The organism is Paenibacillus alginolyticus DSM 5050 = NBRC 15375, assembly GCF_000422905.1.
GTDB lineage: Bacteria > Bacillota > Bacilli > Paenibacillales > NBRC-103111 > Paenibacillus_E > Paenibacillus_E alginolyticus.
On sequence record NZ_AUGY01000028.1, the window covers coordinates 14,378 to 36,001 of the forward strand.

The 21,624-nt window shown below is 44.7% G+C and carries 19 protein-coding genes; 18 read left to right on the top strand and 1 reads right to left on the bottom strand.

All coding sequences use genetic code 11. The annotated features are described in order from the left end of the window. Positions 1-3 precede the first annotated feature (3 nt). The 3 genes from G519_RS0114465 (at position 4) to coaD (ending at position 4,122) form a co-directional block, all read left to right on the top strand. Complete coding sequence (locus tag G519_RS0114465) at positions 4-2,595, top strand: S8 family peptidase (RefSeq protein ID WP_029195315.1); 2,592 nt, start codon at positions 4-6, stop codon at positions 2,593-2,595. A gap of 435 nt (positions 2,596-3,030) precedes the next feature. Next, positions 3,031-3,588 carry a 16S rRNA (guanine(966)-N(2))-methyltransferase RsmD gene (gene rsmD, locus G519_RS0114470; protein ID WP_029195316.1) on the top strand — a complete coding sequence of 186 codons (558 nt, stop codon included), beginning with the start codon at positions 3,031-3,033 and terminating at the stop codon, positions 3,586-3,588. Positions 3,589-3,618: 30 nt separating this feature from the next. Beyond that, positions 3,619-4,122, top strand: a complete 504-nt coding sequence (coaD, locus tag G519_RS0114475) for a pantetheine-phosphate adenylyltransferase (RefSeq protein ID WP_029195317.1) — start codon at positions 3,619-3,621, stop codon at positions 4,120-4,122. A gap of 5 nt (positions 4,123-4,127) precedes the next feature. On the opposite strand, the gene G519_RS0114480 is transcribed toward coaD, so the two are convergent. Continuing rightward, a complete protein-coding gene (locus tag G519_RS0114480) occupies positions 4,128-5,426 on the bottom strand; it encodes a nucleoside recognition domain-containing protein (protein ID WP_029195318.1) in 1,299 nt (432 codons plus the stop codon). 127 nt (positions 5,427-5,553) lie between these two features. On the opposite strand from G519_RS0114480, the gene G519_RS0114485 reads away from it, so the two are divergent. From G519_RS0114485 to ffh, 15 genes are all read left to right on the top strand, one after another. After that, positions 5,554-6,678, top strand: a complete 1,125-nt coding sequence (locus tag G519_RS0114485; RefSeq protein WP_051253399.1) for a SepM family pheromone-processing serine protease — start codon at positions 5,554-5,556, stop codon at positions 6,676-6,678. 88 nt (positions 6,679-6,766) lie between these two features. Further along, positions 6,767-7,273, top strand: coding sequence for a YceD family protein (locus G519_RS0114490; RefSeq protein ID WP_029195320.1), 507 nt, complete (start codon positions 6,767-6,769; stop codon positions 7,271-7,273). A 38-nt stretch (positions 7,274-7,311) separates the two neighbouring features. Beyond that, positions 7,312-7,485: a 50S ribosomal protein L32 gene (gene rpmF, locus G519_RS0114495; RefSeq protein ID WP_029195321.1), complete on the top strand. Its 174-nt coding sequence runs from the start codon at positions 7,312-7,314 to the stop codon at positions 7,483-7,485. Positions 7,486-7,604: 119 nt separating this feature from the next. Beyond that, positions 7,605-8,219: a transcription factor FapR gene (fapR, locus tag G519_RS0114500; RefSeq protein WP_029195322.1), complete on the top strand. Its 615-nt coding sequence runs from the start codon at positions 7,605-7,607 to the stop codon at positions 8,217-8,219. Next, positions 8,203-9,207: a phosphate acyltransferase PlsX gene (gene plsX / locus G519_RS0114505; RefSeq protein WP_029195323.1), complete on the top strand. Its 1,005-nt coding sequence runs from the start codon at positions 8,203-8,205 to the stop codon at positions 9,205-9,207. Before fapR ends, plsX begins: the two co-directional genes overlap by 17 nt. Then, on the top strand, positions 9,204-10,190 hold the full coding sequence (locus G519_RS0114510) for a beta-ketoacyl-ACP synthase III (protein ID WP_029195324.1): 987 nt from the start codon (positions 9,204-9,206) through the stop codon (positions 10,188-10,190). The genes plsX and G519_RS0114510 overlap by 4 nt, the downstream gene beginning before the upstream one ends. A 538-nt stretch (positions 10,191-10,728) precedes the next feature. Beyond that, positions 10,729-11,679, top strand: a complete 951-nt coding sequence (gene fabD / locus G519_RS0114515; RefSeq protein WP_029195325.1) for an ACP S-malonyltransferase — start codon at positions 10,729-10,731, stop codon at positions 11,677-11,679. Further along, positions 11,666-12,406, top strand: a complete 741-nt coding sequence (gene fabG, locus G519_RS0114520; RefSeq protein WP_029195326.1) for a 3-oxoacyl-[acyl-carrier-protein] reductase — start codon at positions 11,666-11,668, stop codon at positions 12,404-12,406. The genes fabD and fabG overlap by 14 nt, the downstream gene beginning before the upstream one ends. Positions 12,407-12,490: 84 nt before the next feature. Beyond that, positions 12,491-12,724 (top strand): acyl carrier protein, encoded by a 234-nt coding sequence (gene acpP / locus G519_RS0114525; RefSeq protein ID WP_028558238.1) that lies wholly within the window; start codon positions 12,491-12,493, stop codon positions 12,722-12,724. Positions 12,725-13,003: 279 nt separating this feature from the next. Then, positions 13,004-14,239 (top strand): beta-ketoacyl-ACP synthase II, encoded by a 1,236-nt coding sequence (fabF, locus tag G519_RS0114530; RefSeq protein ID WP_029195327.1) that lies wholly within the window; start codon positions 13,004-13,006, stop codon positions 14,237-14,239. A 61-nt stretch (positions 14,240-14,300) separates the two neighbouring features. After that, a complete protein-coding gene (gene rnc, locus G519_RS0114535; RefSeq protein ID WP_029195328.1) occupies positions 14,301-15,002 on the top strand; it encodes a ribonuclease III in 702 nt (233 codons plus the stop codon). 95 nt (positions 15,003-15,097) lie between these two features. Continuing rightward, entirely contained in the window at positions 15,098-18,673 is a 3,576-nt protein-coding gene (smc, locus tag G519_RS0114540; protein WP_029195329.1) for a chromosome segregation protein SMC, read from the top strand. A 32-nt stretch (positions 18,674-18,705) separates the two neighbouring features. After that, positions 18,706-19,698, top strand: a complete 993-nt coding sequence (gene ftsY / locus G519_RS0114545) for a signal recognition particle-docking protein FtsY (protein ID WP_029195330.1) — start codon at positions 18,706-18,708, stop codon at positions 19,696-19,698. A 169-nt stretch (positions 19,699-19,867) separates the two neighbouring features. Continuing rightward, positions 19,868-20,218, top strand: a complete 351-nt coding sequence (locus G519_RS0114550) for a putative DNA-binding protein (protein WP_029195331.1) — start codon at positions 19,868-19,870, stop codon at positions 20,216-20,218. Positions 20,219-20,252: 34 nt separating this feature from the next. Further along, positions 20,253-21,617 (top strand): signal recognition particle protein, encoded by a 1,365-nt coding sequence (ffh, locus tag G519_RS0114555; RefSeq protein ID WP_029195332.1) that lies wholly within the window; start codon positions 20,253-20,255, stop codon positions 21,615-21,617. The last annotated feature ends 7 nt before the right edge of the window (positions 21,618-21,624 follow it).

The window sequence follows — 21,624 nt, forward strand, 5'->3', positions numbered from 1 at the left end:
GACATGTCAAACCCATTCCAGCATATTAAACTATCACTTGTAAAAAATGCACCTCAAAAGAAGCCAAAGCCTAGAGTAATACCAAAAAAGCAGCAAACAGCAGATAATCTTCTAAATAGGAACAGTCATTATAAAAACTTAGAGAATTCACGACATCTAATCACTCAGGATTGGTTACACAGCACAGAAAAGAGACAACTAGACAACCTGCCAGAAATGCCTGGTGCGTTGTCTATTTTTTTGCAATTAGATACAAGAGATTTTTCATTAGAAAAACTCAGGGCCTATGGTATAGAGGTTATTGGTGAATTTGAAGACGGGTTTATAATTGGTTCCTCTACTGAAATATCCTTAGGGACTCTGGCAGAAAAAATAAAAAAATTTGCTGCGGGAAGTCAACATGATGTTGCAGGACTGTGGAATATAATAAACGGTATTTCTTGGAGGTTCGACAGAATACTATCTGAAGAATTAAGGAAAGAATGGCCGTTTAACCCGAACCATATTTTTGTTGTAGAAGTTGGCGTTGCATGTATGGGGATGGATGACGTTCCTGAACATCCAAGTAAACGTAAAAAGAGTTATAAAACTGAAGAGGATTATCGTAAGGCTGTAGAAAAGTGGGAAACAAAGAGGGATGCTATTTATCAAAAATGGGATGACTTAGCAGATACAAGATATTCTCAGTTGATGAAAGTTGTTAATTTCTATGGTGGTGAGGATTTATCAGGGTACATGGAAGGGGAACATAATTCTGAGACAAGCTTACCCGATTGTTTTACACTAAAAATACGTATAAACGCTAAAGGCTTGATCGATATAGTCGAAAATTACCCTTACGTTTTTGATATTTCGGAAGCAGACAGTATAGAGTATGATATTTCGGAAAACTCTCAAGAAGAAGTAGTCTCAGGCAATTTAACATTCAAAGAACCTGCAGAAGATGCACCAGCAGTGTGTGTTATTGATAGTGGTATTCAGGAAAGACATCCTTTTCTTAGATCAGCGTTGGATGATAGTGCGTCTAGAAGTTGGATTGGTAGTTCTACAGATGTAGCGGATTATGTTCAAAATGGAGGTCATGGTACATCTGTTGCTGGAGCAATTTTATATCCTAGACAAGTTCCAAAGCAAGGAAATGTTGAATTTCATTGCTGGATACAAAATGCAAGAATCTTGGATGGAAATAATAGTATGCCCGCTAGTTTATTTCCGCCAAAAGTTGTTAGAGAAATTGTAGATCACTTTTATTATGGGGAGAAAAATACAAGAATTTATAATCATTCGATAAATAGTAACCATCCGTCTAGAATAGTCCATATGAGTGCTTGGGCAGCACAACTCGATCAATTATCCTGGGAAAAAGATATACTTTTTGTTGTTTCTGCAGGAAATCTACCAAAAAGTTCTCGATACAGATCATTAATACGATTAAGTATTAGCGAACATGTTCAGAATGGTCGTTTATACCCTGATTATCTACTTGAATCATCGAGTAGAATAGCAAGCCCGTCTCAGAGTCTTCAGGCAGTAACAGTTGGATCCATAGGTTTATCTGAATTGGTAGGGTTGTACACCTCTTTTTCAAAAGAAAATGAACCCTCATCGTTTTCTTGTACTGGTCCGGGAATATGGAATTCAATTAAACCAGAAGTTGTAGAGTTTGGCGGATGTTACGCCTTTGATAATGGAAATCCAAGTAACATTTTACTGCGGGATGATTTAAGTCCTGAACTTGTTAGTTCGACCTTAAACGGGGGAGCTACCGTGAGAAAGGATAAAGTAGGAACATCGTTTTCTACTCCCAAAGTTTCTAGTATCTTAGCCCATATTCAACAAGCATTTCCGAATGAATCTACACTACTATACAGAGCATTATTAATACAATCGGCAAGATGGCCTAATTGGGCGAGTAACAGGGGCGATAAAAATAATGTAATTAGACACATTGGTTATGGTATTCCAGACGTTATCCGTTCAACTGAAAATTCCCCCAATAGGATAACTTTAATAACTACTGGTGATGTTCAAATTAAAGGCAAACAAGTGCACATTTATGAAGTTAAGATTCCTGAAGAGTTGAGAAGACCGGGAAATTCATATGATATTCGTATTGATGTTACTTTGTCTTACAAGGCACAGCCAAGGCGAACAAGAAGGAATCGTCAAAGGTACCTTTCCACCTGGTTAGAGTGGGAAGTTTCGAAGCTAGATGAATCATCAACTTCCTTTGCTTCCAGAATGTTGGAAATAGCTTCAGATGACGTGAGTTCAGATGAAGATGAATTTGAAGAAGGTAGTTCTAAAATTAAATGGTCTATTGGAAAACAAGGAAATCATGGGATTGTGAAAGGATTTCATCGGAATAGTGGTACGGTCCAAAAGGATTGGGCGATTGTTAAGTCTTATGATCTTGGAGAAAAATTCTGTTTAGCGGTAATAGGCCATTTAGGTTGGAATAAGGATATTAATTCAAGTGTGCCATATGCTTTAGCTGTATCATTTGAAGACTTAGATCAAACAGTTGAAATATATACACAGATGGCTTTAGAAAACCAACTTGAAGTTGAGGAAGAACTGGAAATCCATTTTTAATATATTATGGTCTTTAAAAACAAGAAGAAGATCGTTTGGAACCTTTATGGGGGCCAACGATCTTTCAATTTATTTTTAGATTTTCGGTCCCCAAATGGTCCCCAAATCTGAAAAACACTTCTGTTACAATTTGATATAAGCAACTGTTGTATATTGAAAACCCTCATATAATAAGGGTTTTAGAAAACTGTACCATAAATTAATAACGACGGCCCTTTTACAGGCCGTCTCATGGGAGAGGAGAAACCGGACGAAGAGCTTATGGGGAAACGTAAGTCTTCTCCGCGGTTGTCTACGACATTCTCTGATGTCGATAGTTCAAGGATGACCTTTTTACGGAAAATTTATACATCACAGGGATAAAGTTTTTGTGTCCGATTAGAGCTTGTGGTACGATAGCAAAAGAATGAGCCAGCTAGAAGGGAAATACGTAAGATGAGAGTGATTTCAGGCACAGCCAAAGGCAGGTCGTTAAAAGCTGTACCCGGTACCAGCACGCGGCCAACAACGGATAAAGTGAAGGAAGCGATCTTCAGTATGATCGGTCCTTATTTTGATGGAGGACAAGTACTTGATCTATTCGCAGGTACCGGTGGACTCGGGATTGAAGCACTTAGCCGAGGGATGGATAAGGCAGTCTTCATTGATATTGAGAAGAAAAGTATCGACACGATTGGGCACAATTTAGTTATCGCAGGTTTCAAGGACCAAGCTGAGATTTACCGAACGGATGCCACGCGGGCGTTGAAAGCGTTAGCGAAGCGGGAGCAGCGATTTGAACTCGTTTTCCTCGATCCTCCGTACAAAATGAAATTTATCGCGGAGCTAATAAGCACGATGGAAGAGCAGTCGATCGTTCCAATGAATGCCACGATCGTTGTGGAACACGATGCTAAGGATGTCCTCGAGGATACGATCGGTGGATTTAAGCAGCAGCGGAGATCCGATTACGGAGATACCGCTGTCACGATTTACAAAGGATCAGCAGAATAAATATGAGCAAGTTTTAAGGAGATGAACAGCATGATGAGGCAAGAACATGGTATTACAGTTGCCGTTTATCCAGGCAGTTTTGATCCTGTTACACACGGCCATCTTGACATTATACATAGAGCGGCAAAGGTGTTTGATAAGTTGATTGTAGCTGTACTGAATAACACGTCCAAGAACCCTCTGTTCACATTGGAAGAACGGATGGAGCTCATTCGGAAGGTAACCAAGGATCTGCCCAATGTAGAGGTGGACGGCTTTAGGGATTTGATGGTCAATTATATGAAAGCTCGCAATGTGCGTCTAATTGTTCGCGGACTTCGGGCGGTCTCTGACTTTGAGTATGAATTGCAGATGGCTTCTACGAATCACAAGTTGAATCCAGATGTAGAAACTTTCTTCATGACTTCGAAGCCTCAGTTCTCGTACTTGAGCTCAAGTATTGTGAAAGAGATTGCTAAATTTCACGGACCGGTGGAAGATCTAGTTCCGGCTGAGGTGGAAGAAGCACTGAAAAAGAAATTCCCTCGAATTTAATGGAATTACGAATCAATCGCTTTCTTATTGAAAGTTCTCAGAAACGTTGAAATAATCAGCATCAAAGTGAATAATAGAAGGAACTGCGTCAGCATAGGTCCCCACAGGCCCCATGCCGATTCGCCGTTCAGTGGAAAGGCAACCGTGGAATATTCGTTTTTGACTTTGTCTAACCAAAGAAAACTAGGCTCAGAATCCAGCGTAAGCAGCTGCAGCGGCTTCCAAAGCAGAACGGTTAATACCAATGCAATGACTGCATGCAGAGTACGGGACTGGAAGAAGAACAGATAGCGAGCATCTGTTTTTTGATGAAAGCCAGCTACTTGCGCGTGGGCAGACAAGCCTCCCCAGCCTAGAAAAGCGCTTAGAAGCGCCATTTGCGGGAGTAAGGAGAGGCCCTGTGCCTGGCTAAAAGCATAGGCGCCCAGATGAATTTCCAAAAACCCCTTGAGCCACAAAGGTGTGATATCGGTGTGGACATTCATAAAGCCAAGTAAATAATGTGTGACGGGCCGAAATACATCTGTAAGATGAGTAATGTTCACTACATTAATCAAAACGGAAAAGATCATCATATATCCGCCGATTAGCATTAAAGTTTGCACGGAAGAGGTTACGGAATCCCCGAGCAGCTTGCCAAAAGGACGTCCATCTTGTAAATAAGCTTGGCGCATCGTGGATAAGGAAAGTTTCCAAACGGAAGTGGATGAATGATTAGTACGCTTCAAAGCGCCTATTTGAAGTTCATGGGAATTAGTTAAAGGTTGCAGTGCTTTTTTTGGATTTCTCATCAAAAATCCTGTTATAATAGCCGAGGCATAATGTATTACTGCAAGTATGAAGCCTAGCTTAGCGCTGTGCAGAAAGCCAACACCTACGACCATAATCAGGAATAAGGGGCTGCACAAATGGGATAGTGCGGTTAATCGTTCTGTTTCTGCTTGGGAGATGAGGTTTTTTTCCCTCAAGCTAGCTGTAATTTTGGCCCCGGTAGGAAATCCTACTATAAGACCTGATGCGAGCGCCCACCCACTTATACCGGGAAGACGGAAAACAATTCTCATCAGCGGTTCTAACAGGATGCCTAGCCCTTGAAGAACACCAAAACCGATCAACAGCTCGGTCATAATGAGAAAAGGCATTAGTGCCGGAAATACAAGCTTCCACCAAATTGTAAGTCCCTCGAGCGAAGACTGAAATGCTTTGTCCGGGAATAAAATGATAGACACGACTACAAGGGCAGCCAAAGACCCCAGTACAAGCGTTGTTAGTTTGGAGTTGGATCTTACTTTCTTAGGCTGCATAATGATCACCTCGTCCTTTAAACATGCTTCAATTGTACGCTGGAGGATGAGGGTTTAGACCAAGCTTTCGCTTGGCAGGTATAGGAAGAGACACCATTTGTATAAGGCATCAGGAAGGGGAACCTGTATGGAGAACGAAGAAGAGAGTACGATTCGTCCATGGTCGAATGATTCGTATCGATATCCGAAAAGATCGGCGACTAGGCGCTATTTAATATCCGCGATTGTTGGAGTTGTCATTGTTTATTTGTTGTTTTTTGTAAGACTTCCATTTTTTATATTCATGCCAGGGACAGCAGAAGAAATTAAACCAATGGTGACAATCCCCAAAGGCTCAGCTGACGAAAAGGGGACGCTGATGCTAACAACTGTACGAGTTGCTGATGCCAATATGGTCAATTATTTGATCGGTCTCGTACATCCTTATGAAGAAATTCAGCCCAAAACGAGTGTTTTGCGCAAAGGTGAGTCGGAGCAGGAGTATTCACAGCGCCAAGAGTACGTGATGTTAACATCACAAGCGAGTGCAATTCAAGCGGCCTATAAGCACGCCAAAATTCCTTTTCATATCAATCATGAAGGAGTTATGGTACTCCAGACGCTGCCTGGTCTATCAGGAGAAAAGGTACTCAAACCGGGAGATGTGCTTTTAAAAGCTGGAGATAAAGAAGTGAAAGTCGCTCAAGATTTACTGGACTCACTTAAAGGTAAAAAAGCAGGGGATACAATTTCTATCACGTATTCGAGGAAAAAAATTGAACAGCAAGCTACGCTGACGCTTGGTGCGCTTCCTAAACAGAATGGTGAGCAGGGCGAGCCGCGGGCAGGCATTGGTGTTGTGCCAGCGGATATGCAGGCAGTTAAAGCGGACCAGGAGGATCAACAAGTAACCATTAAGGCTGGTGAGATTGGCGGTCCTTCGGCAGGATTAATGTTCTCCTTAGAGATTTACAATCAACTCGTGGCTGATGATATTACCAAGGGTTATCGTATTGCAGGGACGGGAACGATCGAGAGCGACGGCACCGTAGGTCCAATTGGCGGTATTCAGCATAAGATCATTGCCGCGGACAAGGAAAAGGCTGATTATTTCTTTGCACCCAAAGATATGATTTATAAAGATGGTACCAAAGTCGAGAATTACACAGCAGCTGTTGAGAGAGCCAAACAAATTAAGACCAAAATGAAAATAATTGAAATTGGCACAATGGATGATGCGCTCAAATTTCTAGCAGCGTTGCCTCCGAAATAAGCTAGATCTAGTAAAAGTAAGATAATTTAAATTGACAAAAGGAATGCAAACTGGATATAATAATCTTTGTTTGTTTGGGGTGAAAAACATGCAAATTCGTTTTAGAGAGCTATCTCTTAAAGGGAAGGCTCATATGACTGAAGAATTGAACTTGACTGATCCTTTTGAAGGACGTCAAGATATCATTGGTCATGGTCCCGTACACGTCGATCTTCAAGCCGTGTATGAAGATGGAGAAGCAAAAGTTAACGGTACGTTAACGCTAGACTTGGAGTTAATTTGTTCTCGATGCTTATCGCACACTAACCAAACAATCGAACTTCCTTTTGAGGAAGTCTTCATGCAAAAACCAGAAGAAGAAGATCCAGATCTAGACGAGGATATTCACTTGGTCGTTGGAGATAAAGTCGATTTGGAGCCTTACGTTGTAGAAAATGTAGTGGTCGGTTTACCGTACATACCACTTTGTGACGAAGCGTGCAAAGGTCTCTGTCCCGTGTGCGGAGAGAATCGCAATCAGCGTGATTGCGGCTGTAAGCAGGAGAAGATAGATCCTAGGCTTGCAGGTCTCGCGGACTTTTTTAACAAAGAATAAGGCATTGCCCGAAATTCGTATAAGGAGGTGTTTTGAATATGGCAGTACCTCAAAGAAGAACGTCCAAAACTCGTCGCGACAAGCGCCGTACTCACTTTAAATTGGAAGTTCCAGGCATGGTGAAATGTGAACAATGTGGAGAACTGAAGCTAGCACACCGTGTGTGCAAGTCTTGCGGAACTTACAAAGGTAGAGAGATCGTAAAAGCATAAGATTCGACATAGTACTTCATCCTAGTGTGAGGTGCTATTTTTTTTGCTTTCTTTTTGGCTATAAATTTAATATACTACAGTTTAGTATCTGGTAATAAGATGAGATCTCACGAGATAAGGTGGTGCTCGCCATCGAACGCCTTCCTAAACGACAAAGGCAGCAGCAATTGCTTCAAGCCATTGAAGCTAATCCTTTTATGACAGACGAGGAACTGATGCGAACGTTTCAGGTCAGTATCCAAACCGTCCGCTTGGATCGGTTGGAACTCGGCATTCCTGAGCTGCGGGAACGAATGAAGCATATGGCCGTCAAAACGTATGATCATGTACGCTCACTGCCAATTGATGAAATTATTGGTGAAGTGATTGATTTACAGCTGGATCAAAGCGGTATCTCGATTTTTGAAATTAAAGAAGAACATGTTTTCTCAAGAACCAAAATTGCAAGAGGACATCATATTTTCTCGCAAGCGAACTCCCTGGCGGTTGCCGTCATCGACGATCCCATAGCTTTAACAGCTTCTGCAGATATCCGTTTTATTCGCTCTGTAAAGCTTGGAGAGAAATGTATCGCCAAAGCCTATGTGCGTTCCGTTTCCAAAGGGAAAGCAAGAGTCGAGGTGTTTTCATATGTTGGCGATGAAACGGTTTTTCGAGGCAACTTTGTGATCTTTCATTCGAAGAAAGAGCAACATCTAGATAGGGAGGACAAGCTGCATGCGAATCGCGATTGATGCAATGGGTGGCGACAATGCCCCTAAAATCGTAGTGGAAGGTGCACTCGCAGCGGCCAGAGAATGGAAAGATGTACATATCATTCTGGTCGGCAATAGCGCCGCGATTGAAGCGCACCTCACAGAAAGACCAGCAAACTTAACGATCCGTCACACGGAAGAAGTCATTGAAGCAGAGGATGAGCCTGTTAAGGCCGTTCGCCGCAAAAAAGACGCTTCTATGGTGGTAGCAGGTAGGTTGGTACGTGAGAAGGAAGCAGAAGCCATGATTTCCGCAGGAAATACAGGTGCTTTGATGACGACTGGACTGCTAGTCGTAGGAAGAATTCCAGGGATTGAACGTCCTGCACTGGCGCCTATGATTCCAACTATGGATGGAAATGGTGTTCTTGCGCTCGATCTGGGAGCTAATATGGATGCAACAGCCGAACAGCTGATTCAATACGCCATTATGGGCAGTATTTACCGCTCCAAAGTACATGGTCTTGCCAAGCCTCGAGTAGGCCTGCTGAATGTGGGTACAGAAGCGACCAAAGGGAATGAATTAACGAAAGCGGCATATCCTTTAATGGAACAAGCTCCTATTCATTTTGTTGGGAATGTCGAATCCTCACAAGTGCTTCGTGCCAAATGCGATGTCATCGTATGCGATGGATTCGCAGGAAATATCATGCTGAAATCATTGGAAGGCGCTGCGTCTACCATTTTTTCAGCACTGAAACAAGAGTTCACCAAAACCATTTTTACTAAACTTGCAGCGGCAGTCTTGAAACCAGGACTTACACAATTCCGCAAAAAGTTGGATTATAACGAACATGGGGCGGCTCCTTTTTTGGGTATTGATGGATTAGTCCTGAAAAGCCATGGCTCCTCCGATGCGAATGCCATTAAGAACGCAGTTCGTCAAGCGAGAATTGCCTTACAAAATGATTTGGTTGGCACGATATCTGCCGAAATTAGCCACGGGAAGAGAGATATAACAACATGAATTTAATACCGGTTGGGGTACTCGGAACGGGTAAATATGTACCAGAACGAATTTTAACAAATCAAGAATTGGAAACCATGGTAGAAACGAATGATGAGTGGATCGTGACCAGAACGGGTATACGTGAGAGACGGATAGCCGCAGAAGGACAAGCCACGTCTGATCTTTGTTATGAAGCCGCACTGATTGCTCTGAATAATGCAGGGATTACGGCAGATCAACTTGATTTAATTATAGTAGCGACAATTACACCTGATATGGCATTCCCTTCCACGGCATGTATTCTCCAGGAGAAGCTGGGAGCCAAAAAAGCAGCAGCTTTTGACTTGTCTGCAGCTTGTTCGGGTTTTGTATATGGACTAGCTAATGCTTCAAATTTCATTGCCACTGGTACATATAAACATGCACTTATCATTGGCGCGGATTGTTTATCCAAAATTACTGACTATACAGACCGTAACACATGCATTCTTTTTGGCGATGGTGCTGGAGCCGTTGTTATTGGAGAAGTGCCTGAACATAGAGGTTTTAAATCTTTTGAGTTAGGCGCTGACGGTACTGGAGGTCCCCTCCTAAAAATTGAAGGTGGCGGGTCACGCAATCCTTCCTCCCAAGCTTCTATTGACCAACGTTTGCACTACATCTACATGGCCGGAGCCGAAGTCTTCAAGTTTGCCGTCCGGATCATGGGCAATGCCGCTGATGAAGCGCTTCGCAAAGCAGGCTGGGAAAAAACAGACATCGATCTGCTCGTACCGCACCAAGCAAACATGAGAATCATTCAAGCTTCTCTAAATCGTCTAGAACTGACTGACGAGAAATGCATGATCAACCTAGACAAATACGGCAACATGTCCGCGGCCTCTATCCCTGTAGCTCTCGCAGAAGCGGTTGAGCAGGGAAGATTGAACGAAGGCGACCGCCTCGTGCTAGTTGGCTTTGGCGGCGGCTTAACTTGGGGCGCATCTGCTTTGGTTTGGTAGGAGTTAGTTTTACTATCTTCACTATCCCTAAGGCTCAGGTGCTTAGAAAAAGCCAATTCTTTTCATCAATTTGGCTGAACCAGAGGGTTGTGTTGGATAAATGCACGATTGATTGACAAATCTTGCAGCTGATAAAAGTTTTTCGGGTGATGCTTTTGGCACTATCCCTAAGACTCAGGTGTTTAGAAATAGGCCATTTTTATTCTATTTACTGAACCCGAGGGTTACGCGGGATGAATGCACAATTGATTGAAAAATGTTTCAGCTGATAAAATGTTTTCAGGGTGAGCTAGCGGCACTATCCCCGAGACTCAGAAGACAAATTAAGTAGGCGCAGAAGAACACAAGAATTGAAAAACTGAAGAACTGAAGAACTGAAGAACTTAAGAACTTAAGAACTGAAGAACTAAGGAATGAGCCAAGGGGATAGTGTCAATAAGGGTTATAGAAAAATAATGACTCGTGAAAAAAATGGAATTTTAAGCAAAAAATATAATTAATTACTGAAAATTATCGCGGAAGGGGATCCTTTTCTCGTATGGGTAAAATAGCATTTGTATTTCCTGGTCAAGGCTCGCAATCCGTGGGTATGGGGCATGATTTATACACGAATCATCCTGCTGCTAAAGCATATTTTGAGCGTGCTAACGAAGCGCTAGGCTTTTCGTTATCTGATCTGATCTTCCAAGGTCCAGAGGACCAATTGAAGATCACGTATCACACGCAGCCTGCGCTGCTGACAACAAGCATCGCTTGTCTGGAAGCGTTCAAGGCTGCTGGCATTATGCCTGACTATGTCGCCGGACATAGTCTCGGTGAATACAGCGCGCTGGTTGCAGCGGGCGTGCTTGCGTTCGAAGACGCGGTACGCACCGTGCGGGCCCGCGGCGAGTTCATGGAACAGGCCGTCCCTGGCGGCCTGGGGGCAATGGCAGCTGTGCTGGGAGCCGAGCGCGAAGCGCTTGCGGAGCTGTGCGCAGCTATCACAAGCGGCGGCTCCGTCGTGGAGCTCGCCAATGTGAACTGCCCGGGACAGATCGTCGTCTCGGGCAGTAAAGAGGGCGTTGCAGCGGTTGTTGAACGCTGCAAAGAAGCTGGAGCGAAGCGTGCCATACCGCTCGAGGTGAGCGGGCCTTTTCACTCTTCACTCATGAAGCCAGCCTCGCAGCGCCTCGCAGAGGTGCTTGCGTCGATCGAGATGAGTGATGCAGCCGTGCCCGTTGTGGCCAACGTAACGGCTCGTCCTGTCACGCAGCCCAGCGATATTCGCGGGCTGCTCGTAGAGCAAGTGTACTCTCCTGTTCTGTGGGAGGACACCATTGTTTATCTGATCGGCCAAGGCGTTGATACGTTCATTGAGCTTGGCTCGGGAACCGTTCTCGCCGGTCTGATTAAAAAGGTAGACAAAACGGTGAAAACCGTGTCGATTGGTAGCCTGGAAGCTTTGGATAAGTATATGCAGGAGGTACACAATCATGTTAACGGGTAAGGTTGCACTGGTAACAGGGGCATCACGAGGTATTGGCCGAGCGATTGCTTTGCATTTGGCTGAACATGGGGCCGATGTTGTTGTGAACTATGCAGGAAGTGAAGCTGCTGCTGGAGAAGTTGTAGCGCAGATTGAAGCGATGGGACGTAAAGCTATTAAGCTGCGTGCCGACGTAAGCAGTTTTCAAGAAGCTGATGATTTAGTGAAGCAAACGCTAGAAAGTTTTGGTAAAATTGATATTCTTGTGAATAATGCTGGCATAACAAGAGACAATTTAATCATGCGGATGAAGGAAGAAGAGTTCGATCAAGTCATCGCTACGAATCTCAAGGGTGTGTTCAACTGTGTAAAAGCCGTTACTCGCCCGATGATGAAACAGCGTTTCGGTCGAATTATTAATATATCTTCTGTAGTAGGCGTGCTCGGTAACCCGGGTCAGGCCAACTATGTAGCAGCAAAAGCAGGCGTTATTGGCTTAACTAAAGCGACTGCAAGAGAACTATCTTCTCGAGGCATTACGGTGAATGCTGTAGCGCCAGGTTTCATTGAAACCGATATGACGGACAAGTTGTCATCCGAGATGCGAGAGCAAATGTTGAAGCAAATTCCGCTGGAGCGACTTGGTCAACCAGAGGAAATTGCCAAGGTTGTTCGCTTCCTAGCATCGGACGATGCGTCCTACATGACAGGCCAAACACTCCATGTGGATGGCGGCATGTACATGTAAGTTTTACCAGAAAGAGAATCTCAAAATTGACTACTGGCAATCTGTCAGAGATTCTCGTATAATACCAAAGAGGAGGTGAACCGGATGTCCGACGTATTGGATCGTGTTAAACGAATTGTTGTCGATCGTCTAGGGGTTGATGAAGCTGAAGTCACCCTCGAAGCATCTTTCAAAGAAGATCTTGGTGCTGATTCTCTCGATGTAGTTGAATTAGTAATGGAATTAGAAGATGAGTTCGATTTAGAAATTTCAGATGAAGATGCTGAGAAGATTACGACTGTAGGAGAAGTTACGAATTACATAAAATCTCATACGTAATAGTCTACCGAGTCCCGTTTCTAATCAAGACGGGACTTTCTCTCCATTTTCAAACAATGAGAAACCTCACTCGAGGCCATTCAAGGATGAGCAACCGCGTTTAGCGAGGAGAGAATTTGGTCTAGACCAAAGATCCCTATAAGCGGAGAGACTTTGGTCTACGACCAAAGATCCCTATATTAAGTTTTAAGCCAATAAGAAAGCTGTTTTCGGGAACCGAAAACTTGTACTTTCTTATGTGGAAAAAAATGATGCTTTACTACATAGAAGGTGGTACAAATGAACAGAGTTGTAATTACAGGTATGGGCGTAGTTACTGCCCTTGGTCAAGATTTAGAAACGTTTTGGGGCAATCTGACTTCCGGTAAATCCGGGGTTAGTTTGATTGAGAATTTTGATGTCAGCGAGTATCCGACTCGTATTGCAGCTGAGGTTAAAGATTTTAATATTGAAGATTATGTGGATCGTAAGGATGCACGTCGGATGGATCGTTTCGTTCAATTCGCTGTTGCTGGTGCGGTTAACGCGCTAAAAGACGCGAACTTGAATGTAAAGGAAGATACGGATCCTGAACGTGTGGGCGTATCGGTTGGATCAGGAATTGGTGGATTGAATACATGGGAAGAACAGCATAGAATTCTTTTGGAAAAGGGCCCGAAACGCGTATCTCCCTTCTTTATTCCGATGATGATTGCGAATATGGCATCTGGTCAAGTTTCAATGATTACTGGGGCAAAAGGGCCGAACTCCACGGCAGTTACTGCGTGTGCGACAGGTACACACTCCATCGGTGATTCCTTCAAAATGATTCAACGCGGCGATGCTGACGTGATGATCTGCGGTGGAGCTGAAGCAACGATTACACCGATTGGTGTGGCTGGCTTCTGTGCTTTGCGCGCGATGTCAACTCGCAATGAAGAGCCGCATTTGGCTAGCCGCCCGTTTGATACAGACCGCGATGGTTTTGTCATGGGCGAGGGAGCAGGCGTGATGATTTTGGAATCACTCGAACATGCGCAGAAGCGTGGGGCACGCATCTATGCGGAAGTGATCGGTTATGGGATGAGCGGTGATGCTTATCACATGACAGATCCAGATCCGGATGGGGCAGCACGTTGTATGGTCAAAGCGATTAAAGACGCGGGCATTAGCCCAGAGTCGATTTCTTACATCAATGCTCATGGAACGTCTACGCCAGTGGGAGATAGATCGGAGACAACGGCGATTAAGAAAGCATTAGGCGAACATGCCTACAATGTAGCTGTTAGCTCTACAAAATCAATGACTGGCCATTTACTTGGCGCTGCCGGCGGTGTAGAGGCTGTTATCTGTGGTTTAACCATTTCTAAGAGCTTGATTGCACCGACCATCAATTTGGTCAACCAAGACTCAGAGTGTGATTTGGATTATGTGCCAAACACAGCCCGCGCGGCGAAGGTTGACATTGCGATGTCGAACTCATTTGGCTTTGGTGGACATAATGCAACGATTATCTTGAAAAGGTTTGAAGCATAATTTGCCTTCCTACGAAGAAAGATAACGGAATATCATTCTCTCTGGGTGGTGAATTAAGGCAATGAATCGTGATATTAAAGAGCTGCAGCAGCGGATTGGGATTACATTTCGGAAAAAAGAGCTGCTTCAGCAAGCTTTTACCCATTCTTCATATGTCAATGAACACCGTATTGCTGGGCATAAAGATAACGAGCGTCTGGAGTTTCTAGGGGATGCTGTCCTTGAACTAACGGTTTCGGAATTTTTATATGATACTTATCCAGGGCGTTCAGAAGGTGAATTGACGAAGCTCAGGGCGTCTATCGTTTGTGAGCCGTCACTCGTTACTTTCGCTGAAGATTTGGATTTCGGTGCTTTTGTATTACTCGGTAAAGGGGAAGAGCTTACTGGAGGGCGGTCACGCCCGGCGCTTCTCGCCGACGTTTTCGAGTCCTTTGTTGGAGCTTTATATCTTGATCAAGGCTTGGATATCGTAAAAGGTTTTCTCAAAAAGCACATATTCGCCAAAATCTCCAGCGAAGGTAAACTGCTAATTATTGATTACAAGACTCTATTGCAGGAGCATACCCAACATCACAACATGGGTTCGTTGGAATACCGCATTGTGAATGAACGAGGGCCCGCTCATGAACGTGAGTTTGTCGCTGAAGTGCATATGGATGCCGACCTTCTGGGAACCGGAGCAGGACGTTCCAAGAAAGAAGCTGAGCAGCAGGCTGCTGCTGGGGCTTTGTCGAAATTAAATGTGACTGTTCAGCGGTAATGCATATGGCTTTAAGGGGCGGCTGAGGCCGCCTTTTTTGTTTTTTTCTCTTATTTTTTAAAGGGATATGTTACAATAATTTCTGAGGTGAGACCATGTTTTTGAGACGGATTGAATTATCCGGGTTTAAGTCTTTCGCAGACCGTACGGAATTGGAATTTGTACGCGGTATTACCGCGGTTGTAGGTCCTAACGGCAGTGGAAAAAGCAATATTTCGGACGGAATCCGCTGGGTGTTAGGTGAGCAAAGTGCGAAGTCCTTACGTGGCGGTAAAATGGAAGATGTTATTTTTGCGGGCAGTGATGCGCGCCGAGCTGTCAATTATGGGGAAGTCTCGCTGACGCTTGATAATACGTCACAATCGCTTCCACTTGACTTCAATGAAGTGACAGTTACTCGCAGAGTGCATCGCAATGGGGATAGTGAGTATTTAATCAATAAGCAGCCCTGCCGTCTGAAAGATATAACGGAATTGTTCATGGACACGGGGATAGGGAAAGAAGCTTATTCTATTATTGGACAAGGTCGGATCGAAGAAATTTTAAGTACCAAATCCGAAGATCGTCGAGGAATCTTTGAAGAGGCTTCGGGGATTGTTAAATATAAATCGCGTAAACGTGAAGCGGAGAAGAAATTAAGTGACACTGAGCAAAATTTGCTGCGGATTCACGATCTTGTTTCTGAGCTTGAGGATCAAATCGAACCGCTTCGCGAGCAGTCTGAGAAGGCGATTCGTTATAAAGAGCTTCGGGAGACGCTCAAAAGCAGTGAGATTGCTATGTATGTACATCAAATTGATCAAATTTACATTTCATGGAATGATTCGAAACAGCTGCTAGAGAAGCTAGTGAAGGAACAAACGGAGCTTTCAACGATTGTGAATCAACATGATGCGCACTTGGAGAAGCATCGATGGGAAACTCGCAGGTTAGAGGAGGAGCTGGAAAAGCTTCAAGAGAGTTTATTGCAGCTGAGCGAAGATTTCGAGAAGTGCGAAGGGCATGGTGAAGTGCTTAAAGAACGTAAAAAGAATTATGTGGCTAATCACCAGCAGCTTAGCACTACAATCGCTATGCAAGAGCAGCGCAAAATAGATAAAGAAGATGAGCTAAGTCAACAGCGGGAGAAAATCATCCAAATTGGCGCCCAGCTCTTTGAGTTTCAAGCGAAGCTGACCGCGGAAGAACAACGGTTGCTTGGGGTTAATGGCGGTATCAGTTCCTCACCTGAAGATCAGTTGAAGGGCGAATTGTTGGAAACGCTAAACCGAATGGCTCAAGCGAGGAACGAGATTCGTTATGCTGAGCAGCAAACGGAAAGCATTGTTCGTAGATTGGAAAGGCTCGATGAAGAACGTCAGAAATGGGCAGAGCAGCGCGAGAAGATTTCGATCCGTAAGCAAGAGTTGACGGCTAAATTGGAACTAACGGTTAGTGAAATTGAGAATGAACGACAAAGGTATGTGCAGCTAACCCAAAGCTTGAAAAGCAAGCAAGGACTGCTTGATGAAGCACAAGGCATGGTCCGCAAATGGGAGCAGAAGCTCGATGCACTGACATCACGCCGCGACACGATGAAAGAGATGGCCAACGATTACGATGGCTTCATGCAGGGTGTTAAAGAAGTACTTAAGGCGAAGAGTCGTAAGGATTTGCGCGGTATTCGCGGAGCCATAGCCGAGCTTGTAAAGGTGCCGGCAGACGTTGAGATTGCCATTGAGACGGCGCTCGGCGGTGCCTTGCAAAATATCGTAGTTGAGACCGAAGCGGATGGCCGTGAAGCTATTGCCTTCTTGAAGCGCCGTCAAATGGGACGAGCTACGTTCCTGCCTATGAATGTTATTCGCGGACGCTCGATTTCCGACAATGAGCTTACTTCTTTGAAATCTTCCAAAGGTTTTGTCGGCCTTGCAGTTGACCTCGTTTCATTTGACTCTACCTACCAGAACATCTTCTCAAGCTTGCTTGGGAATGTTGTTGTGGCGCAGAGCTTAGAAGATGCGAATCATATTGCTGCTAAAGCACAGTATCGCTATCGGGTTGTGACGCTGGAAGGTGACGTCGTGAACCCAGGCGGTTCGATGACAGGCGGAAGCTTGCAGAAGAAATCAACGAATCTGCTTGGGCGTCAACGTCAAATTGAGGAGCTGGATCAGGAGATAAAGACTTCTGAGCAGCAGCTCAGCGGCTTGCGCAGCCAATCCAGCGTGATGAAGCGCGAGATTACAGAAGATATGATGACGATCGAACAGCTGCGTCAACAGGGTGAGCAAAAACGAATCACTGAGCAGCAAATTCGGGCAGAATTGAATCCGCTTGAGTCAGAAAGCCGCACGGTTGAGGAGCAGCTAACGCTGGATAGTCAAGATCGAGGCTCGCTGCTTGAAGAGCAGGCAGATCTTGGACGGAAAAAAGTGGAGTCCGAAGCAGCGCTAGCTGAGCTGCAGCAAGAAGAAGCTTCTTTGCAGCAAGCGATTCGGGATGCCGAGCACTCCCGCAAAGCAAGTGAGTCGGAAAAGGAAGAGCTGCAAAGCCAGTTGACGGATTTGAAGGTCAAGGTAGCTTCAATTTCGCAAGAGAAACAGTCACTCCAAGATCAGCAGCGTCGATTGCAGCAGGATCTTGGTGAAGCTGACCGTGAGAAGGAAATGAACCGCGGACTGCTCCAGCAGCTGGATCAAGATATGGCAGCACTTGAGCAGGAGACTGTGCTACAAGTTGAATTACTTAACGATCTCAAGCTCAAGAAGCAGCAATGCTCAGAAAACATTGATTTTAAGCGTGCTGAGCGAACGGATTGGTTACATAAGCTCGAGCAAGAAGAGAATGAAACCCGGACGCAACGTACTCAGCTGAAGCAGGTTGAAGAGAATTTGCATCAAACTGAAGTGCGCGTTACTCGATTGGATGTTGAGCTAGAAAACTTGCTGAAGAAGCTGGCGGAAGAATATGAGCTTAGTTATGAGTTAGCCAAAGAGCGCTATCCAGTTCCTGATGATATCCAAGGTACCCAGAGCAGAGTGCGTGAACTTAAACGCGAGATTGCTTCGCTTGGTGATGTGAACCTCGGTGCTATCGAAGAATATGCGAGGGTTTATGAGCGCTATGAATTCCTGGATTCTCAGAAAAACGATTTGATCGAAGCCAAAACGACGCTTTATCAGGTCATCCGAGAAATGGATCAAGAAATGTCCAAACGCTTTAAGACCACCTTTGATGCGATTCGCTCGCATTTTGGCGTCGTATTTGCTAAATTGTTCGGTGGTGGCCGTGCGGATTTGATTCTATCGGAGCCGGAGAATATGCTGGATACAGGTATTGAGATCGTTGCACAACCGCCTGGCAAAAAGCTGCAAAATCTTCAACTTCTTTCTGGTGGAGAACGCGCTCTCACAGCGATTGCGCTGTTATTCTCGATTATCCGTGTAAAGCCCGTTCCATTCTGCGTACTAGATGAGGTAGAGGCTGCTTTGGATGAAGCGAACGTATCTCGTTTTGCCGAATACTTGCGTGAGTTCTCTGAAATGACGCAATTTATCGTGGTTACGCACCGTAAGGGAACGATGGAAGAAGCGGATGTTCTGTATGGGGTAACGATGCAAGAGGGCGGTGTTTCCAAGCTCGTTTCCGTTCGTTTGGAGGATGAAGAAGCCGCGATGTCCGCATCATAATTAGGTTGAATGTTATTTTATTAGGAGGAACCATGAGCTTTTTTAAACGATTGAAGGAAAGTATTTCCAATAAGGCCGAAGCGGTCACGAATAAGTTCAAAGAAGGACTAACGAAAACAAGAGACGCCTTCGTCGATCGTGTGGATGATTTATTTAGCCGCCGCAAGAAGATTGATGAAGACTTTTATGAGGAACTTGAAGAAATTCTCATTGGCGCTGATGTAGGTGTGAATACAGTGCTTAAGCTAATCGATCAGCTTCGCGCCGAGGTGAAGAAACGCAAAATTGAAGATCCCGCGGAGCTGCAGCCGATCCTTTCCGAAAAGTTGATCGAGCTGTTAAAGGGTGACGCTGACGCAGGACTGAAGTTAAATCCAAATGGACTGTCTGTCATTTTGTTTGTTGGTGTGAATGGTGTTGGGAAAACAACGACAATCGGTAAAATGGCACACATGTTTAAATCTCAAGGGAAAAAAGTTTTAATGGCCGCTGGCGATACATTTCGTGCCGGTGCAATTGAGCAGTTGGAAACTTGGGGCCAGCGTGTTGGCGTGGATGTAATTAAACAGCACTCAGGCTCTGATCCTGCCGCTGTCATGTTTGATGCCGTGCAGGCGGCGAAAACGCGTGGCGTAGATATTTTGTTATGCGATACGGCGGGCCGTTTGCAAAACAAAGTGAATTTGATGGAGGAACTGAATAAGATCTATCGCGTTATCCAGCGTGAGGTTCCAGATGCTCCCCATGAGGTAATTCTCGTGTTAGATGCTACGACAGGACAAAATGCACTTAGCCAAGCCAAGCTTTTCGGTGACAAAACTGGTCTGACGGGATTGGTACTGTCCAAGCTCGATGGAACGGCTAAAGGCGGTATCGTTGTTGCGATCCGGCAGGAATTGTCACTTCCTGTGAAATTCGTTGGACTCGGGGAGAAAATGGATGATCTTCAACCTTTTGATTCCGAGCAATTCGTTCACGCTCTCTTTGGGAAATGGATCGGTGAGCATAAAGAAGAGAATGCTTAATCTTATTTTTCTCTGATACGTGAAAAATTCTCCTCAGCCGTTTGTTGGTTAGAGGGGAATTTTTTTGTTCATTACTGACAAGGTCAAATGCTTGACATTAATCTTGGAATTCAGTATGATAGGTTCTGTTGTGCTGCTGTCAAGCGTGCAACCTTTACGGAGGTGGAACATGTCTATCGATCAAATGCTTGAGAAAACGAATCGCGTTAACTTGCTATTTGATTTCTATGGACCGCTGTTGACCGATAAACAAAGAACGTTCCTCCAATTGTATTTTCATGATGATTACTCACTAGGAGAAATCGCTGAGAATTTTGAAATTAGCCGCCAAGCGGTTTATGAACATATTAAACGAGCAGAGTCAACTCTTCAGGATTATGAGAGTAAATTGCATCTGGTACATAAGCACGAACAACGCATGAAGCTGCGTGCGGAACTGGTTCAAGTGCTTGAAGCTTGCGAACCGGAGCTAAAGAGGAAAACGACGGAGCTTTTTGATACAATAGTAGGGATCGATTAAAATATAGAAAGTCCAGAAGCAGGAGGTGAAGCGCATGGCATTCGAAGGATTGGCAAGCCGGTTGCAGAACGTTTTCGGTAAGCTGAGAAGCAAAGGTAAGCTGACGGAAGAAGATGTAGGCGAAGCGCTTCGCGAAGTACGATTGGCGCTGCTTGAAGCGGACGTTAACTTTAAAGTAGTCAAAGACTTTATTGCTAAGGTGAAGGAACAGTCCATCGGACAAGAAGTATTGAAATCCTTCACACCAGGCATGGTCGTTATCGATATCGTTAACAAAGAGCTAACCGCACTTATGGGCGGTACACAAAGTAAGTTAGCTCGATCGAATCGACCGCCAACTGTCATCATGATGGCAGGTTTGCAAGGGGCAGGTAAGACAACAACCTCTGGTAAGTTAGCGAAGATGCTCCTAAAACAAAACCATAGGCCGCTACTTGTAGCCTGTGACATTTATCGTCCGGCTGCCATCAAACAACTGCAGGTTCTTGGAGAACAGCTCAGTGTTCCGGTTTTTTTCCTTGGGGATCAAGTAAATCCTGTCGATATTGCTAAAGCAGGACTTCAACATGCCAAAGATAACGGTAATGATTATGTCATTATCGATACCGCAGGTCGTTTGCACATTGATGAAAATCTGATGGACGAGCTGAAGAATGTTCGAACGGCTGTAGAACCGGATGAAATCTTGCTCGTTGTCGATGCGATGACTGGGCAGGACGCAGTCAATGTTGCAGAAAGCTTTCATCAGCAGCTTGAGCTTACGGGTGTTGTACTGACTAAGCTGGATGGCGATACTCGCGGTGGCGCGGCGTTATCAGTTAAAGCTGTTACAGGATGCCCAATTAAGTTCGTGGCTAGCGGTGAGAAAATGGATGCTCTAGAACCATTCTTCCCTGATCGTATGGCTTCAAGAATTCTTGGTATGGGCGATATGCTTACCTTGATTGAGAAGGCGCAAGCTGGTATCGACATGGACAAGGCGAAAGAGATGGAGCGCAAAATGCGCAACGCCGAATTCACCTTCGAGGATTTCCTTGATCAAATGGAACAAGTGAAGAAGATGGGACCTCTGGATCAAATTCTTGAAATGCTGCCAGGAGCTAATAAGATCAAGGGCATGAAAGATATGAAGGTTGACGACAAACAAATGGCACGTGTTGAAGCTATTGTGAAGTCGATGACAACTGAAGAGAAGCGCAAGCCTGAACTTCTTAATGCGAATCGCCGCAAACGGATTGCTTTAGGCAGCGGCAACTCGGTGCAAGAGGTTAACCGTTTCATCAAGCAGTTTGACGATATGCGCAAAATGATGAAGCAGTTCTCCGGCATGATGGGGCCTAAAGGTGCCAAAGGAATGAAGAAGCTAGGCAAGGGCAAGGGATTTAAATTCCCCTTTTAAATAAGTG